The 20,609-nt window shown below is 60.0% G+C and carries 18 protein-coding genes; 9 read left to right on the forward strand and 9 right to left on the reverse strand.

Annotation, left to right across the window (positions count from 1 at the left end; all coding sequences use genetic code 11):
* Nucleotides 1–83 precede the first annotated feature (83 nt).
* Complete coding sequence (locus FPT15_RS28555; RefSeq protein ID WP_145166064.1) at nt 84–1,016, reverse strand: LysR family transcriptional regulator; 933 nt, start codon at nt 1,014–1,016, stop codon at nt 84–86.
* An 89-nt stretch (nt 1,017–1,105) separates the two neighbouring features.
* Between FPT15_RS28555 and FPT15_RS28560 the strand changes: the two genes are divergently transcribed.
* Nucleotides 1,106–1,732 carry an alanyl-tRNA editing protein gene (locus tag FPT15_RS28560; RefSeq protein WP_145166065.1) on the forward strand — a complete coding sequence of 209 codons (627 nt, stop codon included), beginning with the start codon at nt 1,106–1,108 and terminating at the stop codon, nt 1,730–1,732.
* 202 nt (nt 1,733–1,934) lie between these two features.
* Here FPT15_RS28560 and FPT15_RS28565 read toward each other — a convergent pair whose 3' ends face one another.
* A complete protein-coding gene (locus FPT15_RS28565) occupies nt 1,935–3,509 on the reverse strand; it encodes an alkaline phosphatase (protein ID WP_145166066.1) in 1,575 nt (524 codons plus the stop codon).
* Entirely contained in the window at nt 3,506–4,060 is a 555-nt protein-coding gene (locus FPT15_RS28570; RefSeq protein WP_145166067.1) for a GNAT family N-acetyltransferase, read from the reverse strand. Before FPT15_RS28570 ends, FPT15_RS28565 begins: the two co-directional genes overlap by 4 nt.
* A 190-nt stretch (nt 4,061–4,250) precedes the next feature.
* Between FPT15_RS28570 and FPT15_RS28575 the strand changes: the two genes are divergently transcribed.
* From FPT15_RS28575 to FPT15_RS28605, 6 genes are all read left to right on the forward strand, one after another.
* Nucleotides 4,251–4,658 (forward strand): biopolymer transporter ExbD, encoded by a 408-nt coding sequence (locus tag FPT15_RS28575; RefSeq protein ID WP_145166068.1) that lies wholly within the window; start codon nt 4,251–4,253, stop codon nt 4,656–4,658.
* Between the two features lie 2 nt (nt 4,659–4,660).
* Nucleotides 4,661–5,386 carry an energy transducer TonB gene (locus FPT15_RS28580; RefSeq protein WP_145166069.1) on the forward strand — a complete coding sequence of 242 codons (726 nt, stop codon included), beginning with the start codon at nt 4,661–4,663 and terminating at the stop codon, nt 5,384–5,386.
* A gap of 24 nt (nt 5,387–5,410) precedes the next feature.
* On the forward strand, nt 5,411–7,696 hold the full coding sequence (locus FPT15_RS28585; protein ID WP_145166070.1) for a TonB-dependent receptor: 2,286 nt from the start codon (nt 5,411–5,413) through the stop codon (nt 7,694–7,696).
* A gap of 17 nt (nt 7,697–7,713) precedes the next feature.
* Entirely contained in the window at nt 7,714–8,361 is a 648-nt protein-coding gene (locus FPT15_RS28590) for a MotA/TolQ/ExbB proton channel family protein (RefSeq protein ID WP_145166071.1), read from the forward strand.
* A 54-nt stretch (nt 8,362–8,415) separates the two neighbouring features.
* Nucleotides 8,416–9,633 (forward strand): phospholipase D-like domain-containing protein, encoded by a 1,218-nt coding sequence (locus FPT15_RS28595; protein ID WP_145166072.1) that lies wholly within the window; start codon nt 8,416–8,418, stop codon nt 9,631–9,633.
* Between the two features lie 761 nt (nt 9,634–10,394).
* Nucleotides 10,395–12,134: a dipeptidase gene (locus FPT15_RS28605; RefSeq protein ID WP_145166073.1), complete on the forward strand. Its 1,740-nt coding sequence runs from the start codon at nt 10,395–10,397 to the stop codon at nt 12,132–12,134.
* A 72-nt stretch (nt 12,135–12,206) separates the two neighbouring features.
* On the opposite strand, the gene FPT15_RS28610 is transcribed toward FPT15_RS28605, so the two are convergent.
* The 3 genes from FPT15_RS28610 to FPT15_RS28620 form a co-directional block, all read right to left on the reverse strand.
* Nucleotides 12,207–12,755, reverse strand: a complete 549-nt coding sequence (locus FPT15_RS28610) for a hypothetical protein (protein WP_145166074.1) — start codon at nt 12,753–12,755, stop codon at nt 12,207–12,209.
* 20 nt (nt 12,756–12,775) lie between these two features.
* Complete coding sequence (locus FPT15_RS28615) at nt 12,776–13,030, reverse strand: hypothetical protein (protein ID WP_145166075.1); 255 nt, start codon at nt 13,028–13,030, stop codon at nt 12,776–12,778.
* Between the two features lie 260 nt (nt 13,031–13,290).
* On the reverse strand, nt 13,291–14,952 hold the full coding sequence (locus FPT15_RS28620; protein WP_145166076.1) for an NAD(P)H dependent flavin oxidoreductase family protein: 1,662 nt from the start codon (nt 14,950–14,952) through the stop codon (nt 13,291–13,293).
* A 77-nt stretch (nt 14,953–15,029) separates the two neighbouring features.
* Between FPT15_RS28620 and FPT15_RS28625 the strand changes: the two genes are divergently transcribed.
* Nucleotides 15,030–16,511 carry a PLP-dependent aminotransferase family protein gene (locus FPT15_RS28625; RefSeq protein WP_145166077.1) on the forward strand — a complete coding sequence of 494 codons (1,482 nt, stop codon included), beginning with the start codon at nt 15,030–15,032 and terminating at the stop codon, nt 16,509–16,511.
* A 23-nt stretch (nt 16,512–16,534) separates the two neighbouring features.
* On the opposite strand, the gene FPT15_RS28630 is transcribed toward FPT15_RS28625, so the two are convergent.
* Together FPT15_RS28630 and FPT15_RS28635 are read right to left on the reverse strand one after the other, a co-directional pair.
* Nucleotides 16,535–16,780 carry a hypothetical protein gene (locus FPT15_RS28630; protein ID WP_145166078.1) on the reverse strand — a complete coding sequence of 82 codons (246 nt, stop codon included), beginning with the start codon at nt 16,778–16,780 and terminating at the stop codon, nt 16,535–16,537.
* A gap of 315 nt (nt 16,781–17,095) precedes the next feature.
* Nucleotides 17,096–18,199 carry an extracellular solute-binding protein gene (locus FPT15_RS28635; RefSeq protein WP_145166079.1) on the reverse strand — a complete coding sequence of 368 codons (1,104 nt, stop codon included), beginning with the start codon at nt 18,197–18,199 and terminating at the stop codon, nt 17,096–17,098.
* Nucleotides 18,200–18,338: 139 nt separating this feature from the next.
* On the opposite strand from FPT15_RS28635, the gene FPT15_RS28640 reads away from it, so the two are divergent.
* Nucleotides 18,339–19,130 (forward strand): helix-turn-helix transcriptional regulator, encoded by a 792-nt coding sequence (locus FPT15_RS28640; protein WP_145166080.1) that lies wholly within the window; start codon nt 18,339–18,341, stop codon nt 19,128–19,130.
* A gap of 11 nt (nt 19,131–19,141) precedes the next feature.
* On the opposite strand, the gene gltS is transcribed toward FPT15_RS28640, so the two are convergent.
* Nucleotides 19,142–20,353: a sodium/glutamate symporter gene (gene gltS, locus FPT15_RS28645; RefSeq protein ID WP_145166081.1), complete on the reverse strand. Its 1,212-nt coding sequence runs from the start codon at nt 20,351–20,353 to the stop codon at nt 19,142–19,144.
* Nucleotides 20,354–20,609 lie beyond the last annotated feature (256 nt).

Genomic DNA, 20,609 nt, shown 5'->3' on the forward strand with positions numbered 1-20,609 from the left:
AATACGGCGGATCAATCAACATGTTTGGCGACTGACACACCGCATTCGCGAGCAAGCCCGCTCCCACCTTTTAACCGCGTTCCCTACCTTCGACGCAGTGTCGGTTCGCGTGCCATACACTCGACCAGATAATCAATAAACACCCGCAACTTCGGCGGCAGATACCGCGTCGGCGAATGCAGCAACCACGCCTCGCCATGATAAGAGGCAATAAAATCCCACGCCGGCAACACCTGCACCAAACGCCCCTCCTCCAATGCATGCCGCGCAGTGAAGTACGGCAAGCTGCCAATGCCCACATGCTGCAACACCGCATCCAGCCGGACCCCGGTGTGATTCGCCGCATACCGTCCGCGCACGCCAACCGTCACCGCTTTGCCGCCCTGGCGGAATTTCCAGCGCGAATCGCCCGGGGTTTCGCCCAGGTAAATGCAACTGTGTTCGAGCAAATCATGCGGATGGCCCGGCGTGCCGTGCTCGGCCAGGTACTGCGGCGTCGCGCACAGCAAATGTTCGATGGGCAACAATTGTCGGCCGACCAACCCGGGCGGTGGGCTGTCGGTGATGCGGATACTCAGGTCGACATTGTCATCGATCAAGTCCACATGCCGGTCTTCAAGAATCAGCTGCACATCCACTTTGGGATAGCGGCGCAAGAACTCCGGCATATGCGGATGCACCACGAATCGCCCGACCGCCTTGGGCACGCTGACCCGCACCAGCCCTTCCGCTTCATGGGTAAACTGGCCGCTGATTTCCATCACCGAACGCGCCGCGTTGAACATTTCCTGGCAACGCTTGAACACCTCTTCGCCCCCCTCGCTCAGGCGCAGTTTGCGCGTAGTGCGTTGCAGCAACCGCGTGGCCAGGGCCTGTTCGAGGCGCGAAATACTGCGGCTCACCGCCGAGGGTGAAACGCTCAGTTGCCGCGCGGCTTCAGAGAAGCTGCCGGTTTCCACGACTTTGACGAAAATCGCCATTTCACCCAGCAGGGGCAGAGGAAGATTGATGCTCATGACGCACAGGTCCATTGATAATTGAACGGATTATCACCCATCCACGCACTATTTATACTGCCCGTAGAACCCTGATGTGGATGTAGATGATGACCGAGCGCCTGTTTTTTACCCATGACCACCTGACCGCCGAGCTTGAAGTGCTGGCCTGTACGCCGCACGAGGACCAGTTTGCCGTCACGCTGCAGTCAACCCTCTTCCATCCGCAGGGCGGCGGGCAACCGTTCGACATCGGTTGGCTCGGCGACAGCCAGGTGGTGCGCGTCACCCAGGAGGCCGATCGCGTCGTGCACTATGTTGACCGCCCTGTGGCGCCCGGCCCGATCACCGCACGGGTCGATGAACAGCGCCGCGCCTTGTACACGCGCCTGCATTCGGCCGGGCATCTGATTGGCAATGCCGGGGAAAGCTTGGGCTGGATGCCGATCAAAGCCCATCACTGGCCGGGCGAATGCAAAATCACCTTTATCCGCGGGCAAGCGGCACAAGCCATCGATGCCGAGGCGTTTCAAACGCAGATCAACCAATGGATCGCCGAGGACCACGCGCGCCAGATGACGCTGGAAGATGGCACCCGCAAAGTCGGCTTCGGCAAATTACCCGCTTATGCGTGTGGCGGCACCCATGTGCAAGCCTTGAGCGAACTGGGCCACGTCACGATCCTGGCCCTGTCGGAGAAAAAGGGCGCGCTGTCGGTGCGTTACAGCCTCGACTAAAATTCCAGCGACAGGGCCGCTTGTGGCGAGCGGGCTTGCCCCGCGTTGGGGCGCGAAGCGGCCCCAATACAGTCACCGCATTTTTTCAGAAAGAGGTAATTGTCAGGTTTTGGGGGGCTGCTTCGCAGCCCAACGCGGGGCAAGCCCGCTCGCCACAGCAAGCCCGCTCGCCACACCCAACCTGCACGCACCCCACTGTGCATCAAACCGCAATCGCCCCCGCCCTCCCCGGCTCCACCACAAACGATTTGAGCGTCGACACCGTCGCCGCCGGGTCACGTGGGTCAGTGATCACCCGGAAGTTCGTCAGCATCTTCGACGCCTCAAGCTTCACCGACACGTACCCACGCTGGCGACTGTCGAAGAACTTCACGTGCGGATTGAGCGGCAAGATCTGGCTGAAGGCTTCAAAGGGCGGGCCATCGGAGGTGACCGAGCTGCCAACGAACTCGGTGGCAACGATGGGCGAGTCCGGGTTGTTGCCATCGGCATGCAGGTCAGTGGTCCAGAACGAATGGATATCACCGCCCCAGAACACCGGGTTCTTGACCTGATTGCGCGTGATGGACGCCAGCATGCGTGAGCGGTTGGCCATGTAGCCGTCCCAGCCATCGGTCCAATGCCCGACCTGATGGCTGGTCAGGTCACGCTGGATCAACGGCGCCACCAGCAGATCCTGAGCGATCACATTCCACTGCGCTTTCGACTGGGCAAAACCCTGGTCGAGCCAGACTTCCTGTTGCCAGCCAAGCATCGTGCGGCCGGGGTCGCGCAGGTCCTTGCAGGTGTTGGCGGCGATATGCCCCTGGTGACTGCCGTTAGCCTGAATACACGGCTGCTCGGAGCGGTATTGGCGGCCATCAAGCACATGAAAACGCGCCAGCCGACCATAATCGAGTCGCCGGTAAATGCGCATGTCCGGCCCTTTCGGCACACTGCTGACACGCAGTGGCATATGTTCGTAAAACGCCTGGTACGCCACCGCCCGTTGCCTTAAAAACTGCTCAACCGGAATCTTCGGGTCCTGGGACCAGCGGTTGGCGTAGTCATTCTGCACCTCATGGTCGTCCCACGTGGCCACGCTGGGTGCTGCCGCGTGCAAAGCCTGCAGGTCCGGGTCGGTTTTATACAGCGCGTAGCGGTTGCGGTAGTCACTCAGGCTCACGGCATTGCCGCTGCCGTGCGGGCGGATGATCTTGCCTGAGTCCGCTGCGTACGAGCTGTCGTAGATGTAATCGCCGAGAAAAAACACCAGATCGGGTTGCTCCGCCGCCAGGTGACGGTAGGTACTGAAGTAGCCACGCTCCCAGTGCGAGCAGGAGACAAACCCCACGGTGGCCGCCGCCATGGCGTGCAGCGGCGGCGCGGTACGTGCCTGGCCCACCGGGCTCTGTGCGCCGAGGCCGTCGAACTGATACCAATACGGCCTGCCCGCTTCCAACCCGGCAACCTCGACATGCACCGAATGGGCAAACCGCTCAGTCGCCATGACATCGCCTTGCTTGACGATACGCGTCATCGCCGCATCACTGGCCACGCGCCAACGCACCGGCACGGCGCGGCTCAACCCGCCGCGCCCGTCCGCAGCATTGAACAGCGGCGCCAGGCGCGTCCAGATCACAAAGCCATCCGGCAACGGGTCGCCGGAGGCCACGCCGAGGGTGAAGGGGTAATCAACCCCGGCACTGCGCGCAAATGGGCTTAAGATCGAAAACGCGGTGGCAACCGCCAGCCCGCTCAGTACGCGGCGCCGATCAGCGTCCACGCCGCCCTTCACAACGCACGCTCCCAGTCGCCGCGCACGCTGGCAAATGTCAGCAAATCCTCATACACGCCATTTTTGAAAAACGCTTCGCGCATGCAGCCCTCGTAGCGCAAGCCGATTTTCTGCATGACCCGCGCCGATTCCTGGTTGCGACCAAAACACTGGCTGCCGACGCGCTGCAACCCCAGTTCGGTAAAGCCGAAGTCCATCACTGCACGCGCCGCTTCTGCGGCGTAGCCCGCGTTGCGGCGATGGGCCGCCACCCAGTAGCCAAGGTGACCATAGTGATGACGGGCGTTGATCCGCAGGCTGACCATGCCGATCAATTCACCGGTTTCGCGCAGGTGCATGCCCAGGCCCAGCAGTCCGCCCGCACGGTATTTTTCCTGCATCTGCGCGATAAACGTCCGCGCGACTTCCAAGGTGTAGGGCGACGGAATGCTCGCGGTGTTGTCGGCAATGGTGGGCTCGTTGACGAGGCTGAAAAGTGTCTCGGCCTGGCTCATTTCCAGCGCCTGCAATAGAAGTCGTGGTGTGGATATTTGAGGCAGTGCAGTCGGCATACGGGGCGGCCCTCGAGGTAAATTCTTTCAGAATGTACGCCCTTCGTGTCAGTTTCATTACGTCATGAAACTGCAAGGCAAAACGCCTGAAAGACTCGTCCTAGAGCCTTCAAAACGTCAATTAAAGTTAACCATTCGGTCATTTTTGGTTGTTAGCGTGTCGCCCCTAATTCAATGACGGGGCAACAGAATGAGAACCTGGGATGAACCCAAGAAACGCAAGGCGCACATCGAGCTGATCCCGATGATCGACGTGATGATGTTCCTCCTGGTGTTTTTCGTACTGGTGAGTTTGAACGTGATTCCGGCACTTGGCATGAAGACTCAACTGCCCAGCGCCAGCAGCTCGCAGCAACTCAAGCCGCAGAACAAATTCATCCTCACCCTCGGCCTGCAAGGCCAGCTGCAACTCGACGGCAAGGACCTCACAGTCGACGCCCTGGTCCCTGCGCTGAAAGCCGCTGAAAAGCCGGATACCAAGTCGACCATCATCGTCAACAGCGACAAAGGCGTGGAAGTTGCGCGCCTGGTGGAAGTCATGGACACCCTGCGCCTGGGTGGCTTTACCTCCGTGTCCATCGCCACGCGTAAGTCCTGATCATGTATGCCCTGTTTCGTGCGCGTCGGCTGCTGGGCAGTGTCCCGGCCCTGATCGCCCTGGTGCTGATTGCACTGGGTATCCAGTCCCAACCCCTGAAAATCCAGCCGCAGTATGACGAGTCGGCGGTTGAACTTGCCCTGGTCGAGCCCGAGCCCGAAGTGGTCCCCGAGCCCGTGGTGGAGCAGGAGCCACCGCCGCCGGTGATTGAGGATGAAGAGGCCGAACCGGCCCCGCCGCCACCACCGCCCAAACCCTTGCCAAAACCTGAACCCAAACCCAAGCCGGTGCCCAAACCCAAGCCGGTGGTCGCCGCCAAACCGACGCCAACGCCAGCGCCAGTGGCGCCGGTTGCTGCCAAGCCGGTACAGGCCGCCGTTGCGCCGACACCTGCCCCGCCGGCGCCACCCAAAGTAGATGGCCAGGCACTGGAAGGCGGCTACCTCAAAGGCCTGCGCAACGAGTTGGACACGTACAAGCAATACCCCACCGGGCGCCAGGCGTCTCTCGAACGCCCCAGTGGCGAGGTGGTGGTCTGGTTGATGGTGGACCGACAAGGCCGCGTGCTCGATGCCGGAATCCAGACCCCGGCGCCGAGCATGCTGCTCAACCGAGCCGCTACCAATAGCCTGCGTCGCATCAAGCAAGTCAAGCCGTTCCCCGAACAAGCCTTCGGTGGACGTAACGAGCAACGCTTCACCGCCACCTTCAACTACAGCGTGCAATAAGCACCCGACACCAGGACGACAGTGATGAGGTTCACCCGTATTCATCTGGCACTCGTTGCCGCGACTAGCATGAGCCACGCAGTGGTCATGGCCGATACCAATGACAGTGACGTCGGCACGATTGGAATACAGGGGGGCAAGGCAACCGCGGGGGGCGGTTACATGGTCCAGGAAGAGAGCGCCAAGGGCCGCTCGACCATTACCAAGGAAGCCTTGGATAAACAGACCGCCACCGGCAACGCCATCGACAAGCTCAAGTACACGCCGGGCCTGAACATTTCCAGCGAGGACAACACCGGTCTGTCGGGCTTTCGCTTCACCATGCGCGGCATGAACTCCGACCAGGTCGGCATGTCGGTCGACGGCATGCCGATCAACGACTCCGGCAACTACGCGCTGTATTCCAACCTGCTGGGCGATCCGGAAAACATCGACCAGATCTTCGTCACCCAAGGCTCGTCGGAAGCCGACGGCCCGCATATCGGTTCCAGCGGCGGCAACATCGGCATTGTGACCATTCGCCCGACCAAGGAAACCGGGGCCTTCGTCAAACAAGTGGTGGGCAGCAATGCCACGCGCAAGACCTTTGCGCGCCTCAACACCGGTGAGGTCAACGGCCTGAGCAACTGGCTGTCGGCCTCGCATACCGAAGGCCAGATGTGGCGTGGCTCGGGCGCCGTGCGGGCGGACAAGGTGGAGTGGAACAGCTTTTTCGACGCCGGCAACGGCAACACCGCCAACCTGATCCTCAAGTACCACGAGCAGGACAACAACAGTTACAGCCAGCTGACCAAGGCGCAGTTCCAGCAGTTCGGCCGCAAATATGACCCGTACCCGGCCAAGCCGGCGCTGGGCGCCAACGGCAAGATCAGCAGCTACTACGACCTGGCGCAGAACCCGTTCCAGACCTTTACCGCCGTGCTCAACACCCAGTACAAGCTGAGCGACAACCTGGCGCTGTCGGTGATCCCGTATTACTACTACGGCAACGGCAGCGGCGTGGGCTCCTCCGCTTATGCGCTCAACAGCGGCTCGAACAAGGGCGGCGTTTTCGACCTCGGCAACCTGCCAACGCAGGCCCAGTACAACGCCGACGGTTCGTCCACCACGGGCGTTTACTACCGCCCTTCGCGCACACAAACCTGGCGCCCTGGCATCACCACCAAACTCAACTGGGACCTGGGTGATCACAGCCTGCAATTCGGCTACTGGTACGAACGCGCGCGCCAAAGCCAGACCCAGCCGTTCATTGCCCTCAAAAACAGCGGCAAGCCCAGCGACACCTGGCCGGATGGCGACTCGGTGGTCGATGCCAACGGCAATACCGTACAGGGCCGCGACCGCTACACCGTGACGCCGGCGCAAAAAGTCTGGGCCCAGGACACCTGGTACATCAATTCGGACTGGACCCTGATCGCCGGCCTTGCCTACATGAATGTCGAGCGTGAAGGCACCAACCACGGCAGCCTCACCGAGCAACCGGGCAAAGCTGACCAGACCTACAACAAGTTGCTGCCCAATGCCGGCCTGAAATACCAGCTCGACGAGCGTGATCAGCTGTTCTACAGCCTGTCGCGCAACATGCGCATTCCGCAGAACTACGTGCTGTACGACAAAGGCGTCGGCTCGCTGGACTCCAAGCCGGAACTGAGCTGGAACCAGGAACTGGGCTGGCGCTACACCGGCGAAGACATGACCCTCGCCGCCACCTTGTTCTACATGCAGTTCAAGAACCGCCAGCTCACGTCCCTGGACAGCAACGGGGACTCGGCCGACATCAACGCCGGCACCGTGATCAACAAAGGCCTGGAATTGGAGTGGAGCGGCAAGCTGGCGCACAACTTCAATTACTACACCTCCTACACCTACACCAGCTCCAAGCAGCAGGACGACCTGACCGTCTTCAGCGCCGGCAGACCGATCGTATTGCCCACCAGCGGCAAGCAGTTCGCCAACGTGCCGACCAATATGCTGGCGGCCAACGTCGGCTATGACGACGGGCGCTTCTACGGCACCTTCGGCGGCAAGTTCACCAGCAAACTTTATGGCGACCTGACCAACGACGAAGCCATCTCTGCGCGCACCATTTTCAACCTCGGCGCAGGTATCTACCTGCCCGTGGACAAGAAAGTCGTCAAGGACGCGACCCTGCGCCTGAACGTCGACAACCTGTTCGACAAGAAGTACCTGGACGGCGTGTACACCACCAAAACCAACGCGGCGAGCTACAGCGGTTTCCGCGATGGCGACCCGGCCTACATCGTTGGCCTGGACCGTACCGTCACTGTTTCCCTGGAAGCGAATTTCTAACTGCGAGGCTATAGATCATGGACATGAACCTGCTTCACGACATCACCTTTTATGTGATGTACGCCGCCATGGCGATTGCGATTTTCATCACCATCGAACGCGGCATTTACTTCGCCTACGTGCGCCGCCAGGCGCGGGCCTTGACCGAGGTGCTGGGCGCCAATGTGCACAGCGAGCGCGACTTGCCGCAAAGCCTGACCCGTCGCGACAGCCTGCCACTGAACATGGTGCTGCCGGTGCTGGCGCAAAAGGCTTCTCAGGGTTCGCGCAAGGACCTGGACGACGAGATCGAAACCCAGTACCTGAAGACCCGCGCGCCGCTGTCGCGCAGCCTGTGGATCATCGAGACCATCACCACCGCCGCGCCGCTGCTCGGCCTGTTGGGCACCATCCTGGGCATCATCGACACCTTCAAGGCGCTGGCCAGTGCCGGCGTATCCGACCCAGGCCAGATCTCCGGTGGCATCGGGACGGCGTTGTTCGCCACCGGCTTGGGTATCGCCATCGCGCTGTTCTGCGTGGTGTTCCACAACTTCTTCCAGGACAGCCTGGAGCGCATCAACGACCAGCTGAAAATCCTGCTGATCCGCGCCGCCACCGGCGCCCGCGTACACAATGAAGTGCCGCACCTGGTGCCCACGCCACTGCACAGCCGCACGGCGTGACTATTGGGCGGGCGCGCAATGCGCCCGCCATTCTTTTTGTCCGGTGAGACGCGTATGTCCCTATCGATGAAGTTGCGTATCGCAGGCCTCACTGGCTTGCTCCTCAGTCCGCTGGCCCAGGCGGACTTTTCAATTCCAGGCTTTGAACTGGTGCACACCGTGCCGGTGGATACCGCGCTGAGCACGGCCGATTTGCGCCAGCCGGGGCCGGTGTGGATCGCGTTGTTTGATGGCGCAAAAAACAGCATTGATATCGGCCAGTTCTACGCCGCCGACCATCCCGGCTCGGTGATGGACAAGGTCATTGAACACCTGGAAGCTGCCGGCAAACGTGGTGTGAAGATTCGCTTTTTGCTTGAGGAAAAAGGCCTTCGGCTGTCGGAGGCTTCTACCCTGGAGCGCTTGCGCGCGATTCCCAACCTGACCTTTCGCGTGCTCTCGTACGGGCAACTGAGCGGCGGGATTATCCACGCCAAGTACATGGTGGTGGACGGCAAGCAGGCGTTTATCGGTAGCCAGAATTTCGATTGGCGCTCGCTGGAGCATATCCATGAAACCGGCTTGCGCATCAGTGATGCCACCGTGGTCAATCAGGTGCAGGCGATCTTCAATCAGGACTGGCAGGCCCAGGCCGCGCTTGCAGATAAGCAACCCGTGCCGCTGCCGGCTACGGGCGAGGAGCCGGCACGCACCGGCAACTATCTGGTGGCCAGCCCGCAACGCTACAACCCGCCCGGCGTAGGCGATTCACAGCTGGAACTGCCGCGCCTGTTGAGCGAGGCCAAAAAAGAGGTGCGCGTGCAACTGCTCGACTACGCGCCGCTGTCCTACGGGCCGGACCGAACCCGCCCCTACTACGCGGTGATCGACAACGCCGTGCGCGCCGCCGCCGCGCGTGGGGTGTCGATCAAGCTGATGGTGTCCAACTGGAACACCGACTCGCTGGAACTGCCCTACCTCAAAAGCCTGGCCGTGCTGCCCAACGTAGAGGTCAAAATCGTCACCCTGCCGCAGGCCAAGCAAGGGTTTATCCCCTACGCGCGAGTGATCCACAGCAAGACCATGGAAATTGACGGGCAAGTAGCATGGATCGGCACCAGCAACTGGCTGGGCGGGTACCTGGATAACTCGCGCAACCTGGAAGTGGTGATGCATGACGCGTCGATGGCCAAGCGGGTGGGCGAGCTGCATGCGCAATTGTGGGATGGCCCGTATGCCAAGGCACTGGATGTCGCGGCGCAGTACCCGGACCCGCATCCTGGCAAGCCGTGAGCTGATCTCGATTCTTCGTACGCAAAAAAACAATGTGGGAGCGGGCTTGCCCGCGATAGCGGAGTGTCAGTTAACGTAGGCGCTGGCTGACACGCCGCCTTCGCGGGCAAGCCCGCTCCCACATTTGAATTTTGGTGGTTCAAATTGGAAGTGGTGATGCATGCGCAATTGTGGGATGGCCCGTATGCCAAGGCACTGGCTGTAGCGGCGCAGTACCCGGACCCGCATCCTGGCAAGCCGTGAGCTGAACTCGGTTTTTCCTGCGCAAAAGAACAATGTGGGAGCGGGCTTGCCCGCGATAGCTGAGTGTCAGTTAACGTAGGCGCTGGCTGACACACCGCCTTCGCGGGTAAGCCCGCTCCCACATTTGAATTTTGGTGGTTCAAATTGGAAGTGTTGATGCATGGGCAATTGTGGGATGGCCCGTATGCCAAGGCACTGGCTGTAGCGGCGCAGTACTCGGAGCCGCATCCTGGCAAGCCGTGAGCTGAACTCGGTTTTTCCTACGCAAAAAAACAATGTGGGAGCGGGCTTGCCCGCGATAGCGGCGTGTCAGTTAACGCAGGCGCTGACTGACACACCGCCTTCGCGGGCAAGCCCGCTCCCACATTTGATGCTTGGTGGCTCAACTACCGAGGTAGGACATTTCCCTCATCCGGGTCTCCCCTACCACTCCTTGGTGATGGTAGTGTGTGAAATTGTTTCTGACATTTCGATCAGAAATTTCCTCACTCCTCTTTTGCAAAGGAATGCCTCTAGTCATGCACTTCCCACTGAAAAAACTGGTGGCTGCCACCCTGTTCGCGGCCAGCTTCTCGGCCATTGCCACACCCGCATTCGCCAACATCAGCGCCGAACAAAGCGCGACCATTATCAAACATTTCAGCGAAACCCCAACCACCGATTTCCGTGGTTTCCTCGGCACCCTGGCCAAGAGCGACCTGGCGAAAACCGATGACGTCGGCCCGGCCATCAACGCCTTCCTGGCCAACAAAACCCTGACCGCCGACCAGCAGAACGAAATCAACCGCCTGCTGGGTATTTACACCCGCGTTAAATACGGCAAAGCCGCGCTCGAAACCCTGCGCGAGCTGGTCGAAATTCCGACCTTCAACGTCGACGGCCTGCCGCAGTACAAGAACCCGGAATTCCTCAAGATCGCCGACAAGATCCAGAGCCTGGCCAAAGCCTTCAACCTGAACTTCCGCAACATCGACAACCGCGTGTACGAAATTTCGCTGGAAGGCAGCGGCGATGAAGTCGTCGGCATTCACGCCCACGCCGACGTGGTGCCAGTAACCCCGGAAAACTGGGTGCTCAAGGACGGTACCAAGCTCGACCCGTTCAAGGTCACGCTGATTGGCGATCGCATGTATGGTCGCGGCACCGAGGATGACAAAAACGGCATCGTGGTCGCCCTGTACGCCATGAAGGTGATCAAGGAAGAGAAGCTGCCGCTGGCGCGCAACTTCAAGCTGTTGGTGGACACCACTGAAGAAACCATGGGCGACGCGATCCCCTATTACTTCGAACACAACCCGGTGCCGCAATACAACCTGGCGCTGGATGGCGGCTACCCGGTCGTGATTGCCGAGAAAGGCTACGGCACCGTCATGGCGAGCTTCCCGGTGCGCAAAGGCACTGGCAAAGGCGCGGAAATTATCTCGATGACCGGCGGCATGGCCACCAACCAGATTCCGTCGGCCTCGGTCGCCACCCTGCTCAGCGACAAGCCTGCTGAACTGGCCGCCAGCCTGCAAAAAGCCGGTGCTGACTACGTCAAGCAAAATGGCGGCAATTTCGACGTAACGGCCAAGGTGGTCGGCAAAGAGGTCAAGTTGACGCTCACCGGTGTGTCGGCCCACTCCTCCGAGCCGGAAGCGGGCGTCAACCCGGTCGCACGCATGCTGGAGCTGATCCACAGCATTGACGGCAAGATCGCGCTGAAGCACAACCACATCACCGACGCCGCACACTATGCGGCTGACAACTGGGGCCTGGATTACCTGGGCGGCAAGTTGGGTGTGGGCTTCTCCGATGCGTTCATGGGGCCACTGACCACCTCGCTGACGTTTGTCGGCCAGGATGACAAAGCCTTCAAGCTGGCGGTGAACCTGCGCATCCCCAAAGGCAAATCGCCGGAGGTGCTCAAGACAGAAATCGAAGAGAAAATCAGCGCCTGGGACAAGCACACCCACGTGGCGATGAACGTCACCTACTCGGTGGCCGAGCCGATGTACCGCAACCCTGAAGGTGAGTGGGTCAAAGCCCTGCTGGCCGTGGCCAGCGAAAACCTCGGCATGGAGCACACGTTCGGCACGTCGGCCGGTGCGACCTCCGTGCATGAGCTGCCCAATGGCGTGCAATTCGGCCTGGCGAAGCCGGACGTGAAGTACACCGGGCACACCGACGGTGAGTTCAAGACCGTCGAGCAGTTCTTGCTGGACCTGCAGATCGTCACGGAAATGATCGGCCGTGTGGGGCAACTGCCGAAGCTCTGATACGCAAAGGTAAAGACCACAACGCCGATCAAGATTGATCGGCGTTGTGGTTAAACAGGTCGGGCTTGCGGCCTAAAACATATCCATCGCATTGCACAGCTTGGCCTTCTCTACCGGCACGTTCTCCGGTTTCCCCGTCGGGTTCAGGCGCTGCAACGCAATCAGGCACTGGCCACCGTCCAGCAGGATCAGTTCGTAATCTTGCCCGGCCTTGGGGGTGAAGTGAAAGCTCTGCCTGCAGCTATAGGCATTGCCGCCAGACACATAGCCCTCACTCTGGAAGTTCATGGCAAAAGGCTTGTTCGCCGGCACCTTCAGTTCGCTACGCGCCGAGCCTTGCGCCTCCACCCGGCGGTTGCTCTCGGGCATGCCCAGGCTGTGGCCATTATTCTGACCCGCAAAGCCGGATTCGGACACGGCCATCACCCCGGCGCCAGGCACACGCCAGTCGATGCAATCACGGCCCGGCACACCACGCGCCATGCCATTGGTGATCACGCGCAAGCGTGCGGTATCCCCTGCTGTGGGTTCAACATAGGGCGTGTTGTAAGCACGGATATTGGAAATATTGCCGCAGCCACTCACGGCCACGGCCAGGCCGGCTATCAGAAACGCTCTCATGGAAATCCTTTTTTTGAGGCCTAACGGCAGTGATAAGGGCTTTCGCTGCGCAGTTCTTCGCCGGTCCGGGCATCGCGAATGATCACCGTCGCCCCCGGCGCATTGAGGCAGAACGCATTACGTATGGGGTAAATGTTATGGCCCTCGGCGGTGAACGTGCCGAGCTTGGTTAACGGGGCGCCGGAGGCGTCCTGAGCCGTCACGGTGTATTCACCCGACATGGTCAGACAGCCGCTCAGTAACAGCAGCAAGGTGGCGCAGATTGCATATTTCACAGGTGATGTCCCTATCGTGTTGAGTACAACGTGCCAAAACGGGCCAGAGACTCCCTTGGCCGGAAAAACACTTCCATTTCGCGTCTTTGTGAAATTTTCCTGCCGGCGCATCAAGCACCAGAACGGCACTTGAGCAGCAAGAATCGCCTTGATGGCCAATGGCTGTATGAGCGGACAACGCTCACAAAGTTCATGCAAAACAGGGAAATGGCCTACCAGGCTTTGCAACCCGCGGCCATGGCGGGCTGCGCTGTAGCCCTTCAAGCCTCAAGCATCAGGATATCTTCAAAGAACCCGCCGACCGGCTCGGTGGGGTGGCAGAGCTGGATCTCCAGCACCCACACCATTTCACTCGGCGTGATCTCAAGCGCGGCCAATTCCTGGTTTCCGAACAAGGCGTGGGGGAAATCCGCAATACGGTGGCCGGCCAGGTTGCGCGACAACCGCCAGCCCTTGGAAACGGCCCGTTCCTCGGCAAAGTCATAGAGTTCACAGCCGGTCAGGCCACGTATCCAAGCCTCGCGGGTTTCATCGAACACTTCATGCAAGACCTTGAAGCAATCGCGGTGCAGCGCTGACTCGCCGAAGACGAAGGTGTCGCCATAGTCGCCCTCATAGCCGTCCCACACCGGGCCGAGGTCGACCACCACGATATCGGTGGCACGCAGCGTGCGCAGTGGGTCAATGCCTTCCCTGGGCGGGCGAACCGTGTCGTCGCCAAAACGAATGTAAGTCGGATGCCAGGTGTGGGAGGCGCCCATGGCCTGCAATTGCTCGGCGGCCATGTCGAGGGCCTCCCCGGTGGTCATGCCGACTTTGAGCTGGCTGGCAATCGCTGCCAGGGCGCGGATGGTTTTTTCACGGGCGGCGAGCATGCCGTCCAGCGAGTACCGAGGGCCGACTTTTTCCCAGGTTTCATCCAGTCCATTGAGCAGCGTGTCGGCGCTCGACTGGCCACTGGGAACAAACGCTTCGGCGATAAAACGATGGCTCGGCAAACCCGCTTCCAGGCAATCGGCACGCGCCTGGCTGATCATGCCGCCGTTACCGCAGGCATACACCTGAGCCGACTCCCAACGGTGCCCATGGCTGAGCGCCACTTCCTGCACCCTGCCCTGCGCCGCCAATACCGGGTGCCAGTGAAAACGCGGGTGGTCGATGACCGCCTGATCCAGAAATACGCGGTCGTAAAAGTCTGCCGCCTGCGCGCCGCCCCAGTAAAACGTCAGCTCCACATCCTGCTTCAACGCGCTCAGCAGGATCGGCTTGATACCCGCGTAGCCGGTGCCTGTGGCGAACAGCACCACAGGCGCATCGTCATCGTCCTGCCAGGTGCAGGCACCAAAAGGCCCCTCCAGCGTCAACAGATCGCCAGCCTCAAGACTGTCCAGGAGGGTCTCGGAAAAAAGCCCGCCGCGCACCCGGCGAATCTGAAACACCAGACGCCCATCGCCGTCGACCGGCAGGTTGGCGATCGAGAAACAGCGCGAGTCGCCATCGACCAGGCGGAACTTGAGGTACTGGCCCGGCCGCACGGCCAGCGGCCTGTCCGGCATCACCACCAACTCAATGATGCCGGGGCTCAGGGCGCGCTTGCTCAGCACCGTCGCCTCGACCACCAGCGCAGGTGTATCCAGCGACCAACCGGGAATCTCCAGGCGCATGTCGGCGCAGGCGTGGCTTTGGCACAAGAGCATTTCATTCGCTGCCAGCGGGTAGCACGGCGCGGGTGCGCCCGGCGCCAGCTGCTTGGCGCGGTAGTGGCCTTGCGTGACCACCACCTTGCACGAACCACAGGCGCCGCGCCGGCACGAGAACGGCACAGACAGGCCGCTGGCGAGCATCGCGTCCAGCAACAGCTCATCGCCGGCTTCAAAAGTTTTCCCTGAGGGGGAAAGTTCGATGAGATGGCGTGTGTTCATAAGCACCTCGGGGTCAGTGAGGCTTGATTGTTGCGCTAGACTAGGCCCATTAAAACCTCCAGTTTTGGATAATTCACATGGTCCAGATGCGTAAATGGCGCCCGCTGCTCAAGCTCGACGAGCGCACGCCCCAGGCGTCCTATCGCAAGATTGCCGAAGGCCTGGTGCAGGCCATCCTCGAAGGACGGCTGCCGCCCGGCACGCTGCTGCCGGGCACACGGGAAATGGCGCAGATACTCGACGTCAACCGCAAGACGGTGATCCTGGCTTACGAGGAAGCATCGACCAAAGGCTGGTTGATCAGCGAGCCGCGCCGGGGCACGTTCGTCAATGCGCAATTGGCGCCAACGCCCGCGTCCAACCGCGCGCAGCACTCCTTTGCGCCACCACTGCTGGCGCAGCCAGTGGTGCCGTATTTCGAGCAGAATGCCCAAGTCATCGCGCTGCAGCATCGGCATGACGCACTGTTTTTCGATAACGGTGCCTGCGACCACCGCTTGCTGCCCCAGGCCGTTTTACACCGCTATTACCGCAATGCCCTGCGCAGCAGTTTTGCGTCCAACTCGGTGCGCTACGGCAGCGAGGGCACCGGCTATGAATTGCGTTGCGCGCTGGCAGAGATGCTGCGCAACAATCGCGGGCTGACAGTCAGCGCCGAGAATATCTGCCTCACGCCCGGCACTCAGGTGTCGCTGTACCTGACGGCCAGCCTGCTGATCAAACCCGGTGATGTGGTGCTGGTGGAACGCCTGAGTTACCCGCCGGCATGGGAAATTTTCCGCAAGCTCGGCGCGCATTTGATCACCGTCGATATGGACGATGAAGGCTGTCGCACGGACCACATCGAGCAGTTATGTCACGCACATGATGTAAGGATGATTTACCTCACGCCGCACCACCAGTTTCCCACCACGGTGAGCCTGCATGCGGCCCGTCGGCAACACCTGCTGGCGTTGGCGGCGCAGCACAATTTCTGCGTGATCGAAGAAGACTACGACCACGAATATCACTTCAACGGGCGGCCCTATTTGCCGCTGGCCAGTGATGGCGCGCAACGCCATGTGATCTACATCGGCTCGTTATCCAAGGCGTTGGGGTCGACGTTTCGTTGCAGTTATGTGGTGGCTCCGGCCAGCGTGATTGAGGTGCTGCAGAACAGCGCGGCATTGGTGGTAGGCGACACCGACGCGGTTGCACAAAAAATGCTCGCGGACCTGATCAATCAGGGGGAATTGAAGAAGCACCTGCGCCGTGTTTCGAAAGAATACGTGGCGCGTCGAGAGGTGCTGCACAGCTGTTTGCACAGCGCATTCGGCGATCGAATCCAGGTGCGAGAGCCAGAAGGCGGCCTGGCCCTCTGGGTTCGCTTCCAGGATGAAACCGACGTCGATCAGTTGCTCGCCACAGCCCGGGGCCAGGGCGTGGTGGTGCGCAGTGCGCGTCAGTTTTCACCGCTGAATGTGCCGGAAAATGCCCTGCGCCTGGGGTTTGCCTCGCTTGATCGGGATGAGATCCGGGAAGCCACACTGCGGTTGGCAAAGGTGATGAGCAGGCGTTGATCACATGCACGCATCAACACCACCTAGAGCGCGCCATGGCCGCTGTTTTGAAGCCGGGCAAGGTCGGGAAACTCGAGCAACAGCGCCCGATTGCCGCGACCGATATGCTCCATCACCGCCAGCGTGATGAACTCGCGCACCATCCCGCTCGAGACGTAATACATCGCCCAGGCTTGCTCGGGCGTGCAATGGCCGATCTGTTCTTCGATGTCCTTGTAGGCCTGGTATTCGTCCGGCTTCAAAACGTATGGGTCAGCCGCTTGGCGCATGATTTTTCTCCTCCCTGAAAACGCTGCGACAGCCCCTTGGTCTGCCGACGGATAACGCTGGGACGTTATGGCCCCATGCATACGCCGGCGCTGATCGACTTTCGTCGAGCGACTCCCCCATCATGTTTATGGAGCAATGCCTCGATGCGGTTCAGCAGTTGTTCTTGATTACCCAGTGACGTAAGGCCGTGGGTGCTTTGCGCCTCATAGGCCTCAACCATCTTTATCAGCGTCACTAATTGATAAGTGTCAGCTTTGGTTTTTTGCAAATAGCCATGTAAGCCCTCCGCCGATAAAGATGAATACCCAGCGGGGTTACGTACCGCTCTTGACCTTGGTCCACACGCGCGTGCGGATTCGTTCCAACTTCAACGGTAGTGGTTCAAGCGGAACAAGGGTGGCAACCGTATGCTTGTCAGGGTAAATCCACGGGTTGTCGCGCAGCTTCTGCTCGACGAACTCAGTGGCGTCCTTGTTAGCGTTCGGGTAAAGCGTGTGGTTCGAGCTCTTGGCAATCACTTGCGGTTCAAGCATGTAATTGATGAACGCCAGACCTTCCTTGGCATGGGGCGCATCTTTGAGCAGCACAAAGTTTTCCGACCACACCAACCCACCCTCACGCGGCAGGCTGTAGGCAATTTTGCGCCCGGTGTTGTTTTTCTCATTGATGGCCTGCGCCGTCAGCGCCCCGCTCGCCCAGCTCACGACCACACAAATATTGCCATCGGCAAAGTCGGCGTCGGTTCTGGATGAGTCGAAGTAGAGGATATAGGGACGGATTTTCAACAGTAGCGCCTGGGCTTTCTGGTAATCCTCAGGGTTCTGGCTGTTGCTCGGCAGGCCGAGGTAATTCAACGCGATCGAAATGACCTCGCTGGGCGAGTCGAGCATCGCCACACCGCAGGACTTGAGCTTGCTGATGTTTTCTTCTTTAAAGATCAGGTCCCAGCTGTCCACCGGGGCATTGTCACCCAGCGCGGCTTTGACTTTATCAACGTCATAGCCGATCCCGGTGGTGCCCCACAGGTAAGGCACGGCGTAGCGGTTGCCCGGATCATTCACCGAAAGCAGCGCCAACATCTCTGGGTCGATGTGGGAGAAGTTGCTCAGTTGGTCGCGGTCCAGCGGTGCAAGCACGCCCGCCTTGATCAGGCCGGGCAGGACATTGGAGGTGGCGACAACCACGTCATAGCCCGTGCGGCCGGCCATGACTTTGCTCTGCATGATCTCGGCGCTGTCGAAGGCATCCACGTGCATGCGCGCGCCGGTTTTTTGCTCGAACTCCTTGGGCGTCTCTGGCGCGATCAACCCGAACCAGTTGTACAGATTCACCTGAGGTTGCGCCGCCGCTGCGGGCGCGCTGATACCCACACAGACAAGCGAGGCCAAAAAAATGGCTCGCAAATGTGACTGACTCATATAACTATCCTTGTCAAAAACGACAGGCCTTCATGGCCTGCATCCGCTGGGAGGTGAATATACCCGGCGTCGTCGAATAGTAAATACCTACAAGTACTTAGCTCGCGCCTATGAACGCCTAACCCTAAAGGGGTAGAACATGTCACTCGACCTTCATAACCTGGCCTGGCACCGATCGGCCGGCAAGCTGATCATGGAGCTCAATCGCCCGGCTTTCTGGAGCTCGCTGGTTCGCGTGTTGAATGAATATGTGCAGATCGACAACTGGGTTGTCCTGGTTTTCAGCGATCAACGAGTCAACGTCATCAGCTTTACTGAAGTGGCCGATGCCGAGGAGGTGGATGCCCTGACTCAGCGCTACCTCAAAGGGCTGTACCTGCTGGACCCGTTCTACATTGCCAACCGGGAAAACCCGCAGAGTGGCTTTTTTCACCTGTCAGACATAGCGCCGGAGCACTTTCTGACCACCGAGTATTACCATCAGTATTTCGCCCAGTACGTCTCGGTGGATGAGGTGCAGTACAACGTTCAGCTCGATGAGGACAGGACGCTGTGTATTTCATTTGGCAGTAACGTGCGCTACAGCCCGGAACAGATCACCACACTGGATATCATCAAGCCTTGGGTTTTGGCATTGATGCACCAGCGTATGTGCTTTGAGATCGACGTTGAAAAAAACCTCAATGAGACACCGCCCTGGTCGCAGGCAATTGTTCAACTGGGCAGCCAGATCACAACACGTGAAAAGGACGTGCTCAAGTTGCTGTTGAGCGGGTTCTCCAACAAAGAAATCGCCGGCAAACTGTCCCTGTCGACAGAAACGGTGAAAGTGCACCGGCGCAACATTTACACCAAGCTGAACATCAAGTCCCAGTCCGAACTCTTTGCGCGTTTCTTCATGCCAAAACAGGACGTCTACGCGGTGAACTGAAGGCGCGGCCCTCAGCCCGCCGTGCCGAGAAACGGCAGCGCGAGGAACAGCTTGATCACCACCGCATTGGTGATGTCGATGAAAAACGCCCCCACCATCGGCACCACCAGAAAGGCAATCTGCGAGGGGCCGAAGCGTTGTGTCACCGCCTGCATATTGGCAATGGCGGTGGGTGTCGCGCCCAATCCGAAACCGCAATGCCCGGCCGCCAGCACCGCCGCATCGTAGTTGCTGCCCATTACCCGAAACGTTACGAAAATCGCGAACAGGGCCATTAACAGCGCCTGTGCCGCCAGCAGGATGACGATCGGCAACGCCAGCGCCGCCAGGTCCCAGAGCTTGAGCGACATCAAGGCAATCGCGAGGAACAACGACAGGCTGACATTACCCAGCAGCGACACTTCGCGCTCAAACACCTGATGCCAACCCAGCGCCGACAAGCCATTGCGCAGCACCACGCCGACAAACAGCACGCAGACAAAGGTGGGCAACTCGAAGGCGGTGCCCTGGATGACACCACTCAGGCACGTGCCAACCTGCAGGCTGATCGCCAACAAGGCCAGGGTTTCGATAAAGGAAAACGAGGTGATCATGCGTTCCTGATCGGGGCGCTCAAAGCCTTTGGGCCGCCGCGGCTGCGAGTGTTCAACGCCAGGCACCTGGACGCGCTTGATCAACAGACGCGCGACCGGGCCGCCAATCAAGCCCCCCAGCACCAAACCAAAGGTCGCCGAAGCAATCGCCAGTTCAGACGCGGAGGCCACGCCGTACTTCTCACTGAACACCGCGCCCCATGCGGCGCCCGTGCCGTGCCCACCCGACAGGGTGATGGAGCCTGCCAGCAAGCCCATCAATGGATCAAGCCCCAGCGCCTTGGCCAACGCGATCCCCATGGCGTTTTGCACCACCAACAGGGCCGTCACGACCAGCAGGAAAATACCCAGCACGCGCCCGCCTCGCTTGAGGCTGGCGAAATCTGCGTTCAGGCCAATTGTGGCGAAAAACGCCAGCATCAATGGGGTTTGTAAGGATGTGTCGAAGCGAACCTCGACATCCGCCAGCGCACGCAACGCCAGCAGCAGAGCGGCAACCAACAGGCCGCCGGCTACCGGCTCCGGAATGCTGTAGGCGCGTAGAAAGCCGATCCGGGCCACCAGCCAACGGCCCAATAAAAGCACCAGGGAGGCAGCGACCAGGGTTGAATAGAAATCAAGCTGAAGCATCTGGACAGTCCTTTGAAGTAAACAAGGAAAATGGGCTGGCCAGAGTAGAGACAGCGGAACAGGTACACAGCTACCCGACATTGATTACAGACTATTCCTACGCACATCAGCAAATGGCCTACACGCGTGGTGTGTTTTGCCGGCAAAAAAGCGACACGAACAAAAACGCCGATCATCACTGATCGGCGTTTTCGTTAAATATGGAGCGGGAAACGAGACTCGAACTCGCGACCCCGACCTTGGCAAGGTCGTGCTC

Source organism: Pseudomonas sp. RGB (assembly GCF_007713445.1).
GTDB lineage: Bacteria > Pseudomonadota > Gammaproteobacteria > Pseudomonadales > Pseudomonadaceae > Aquipseudomonas.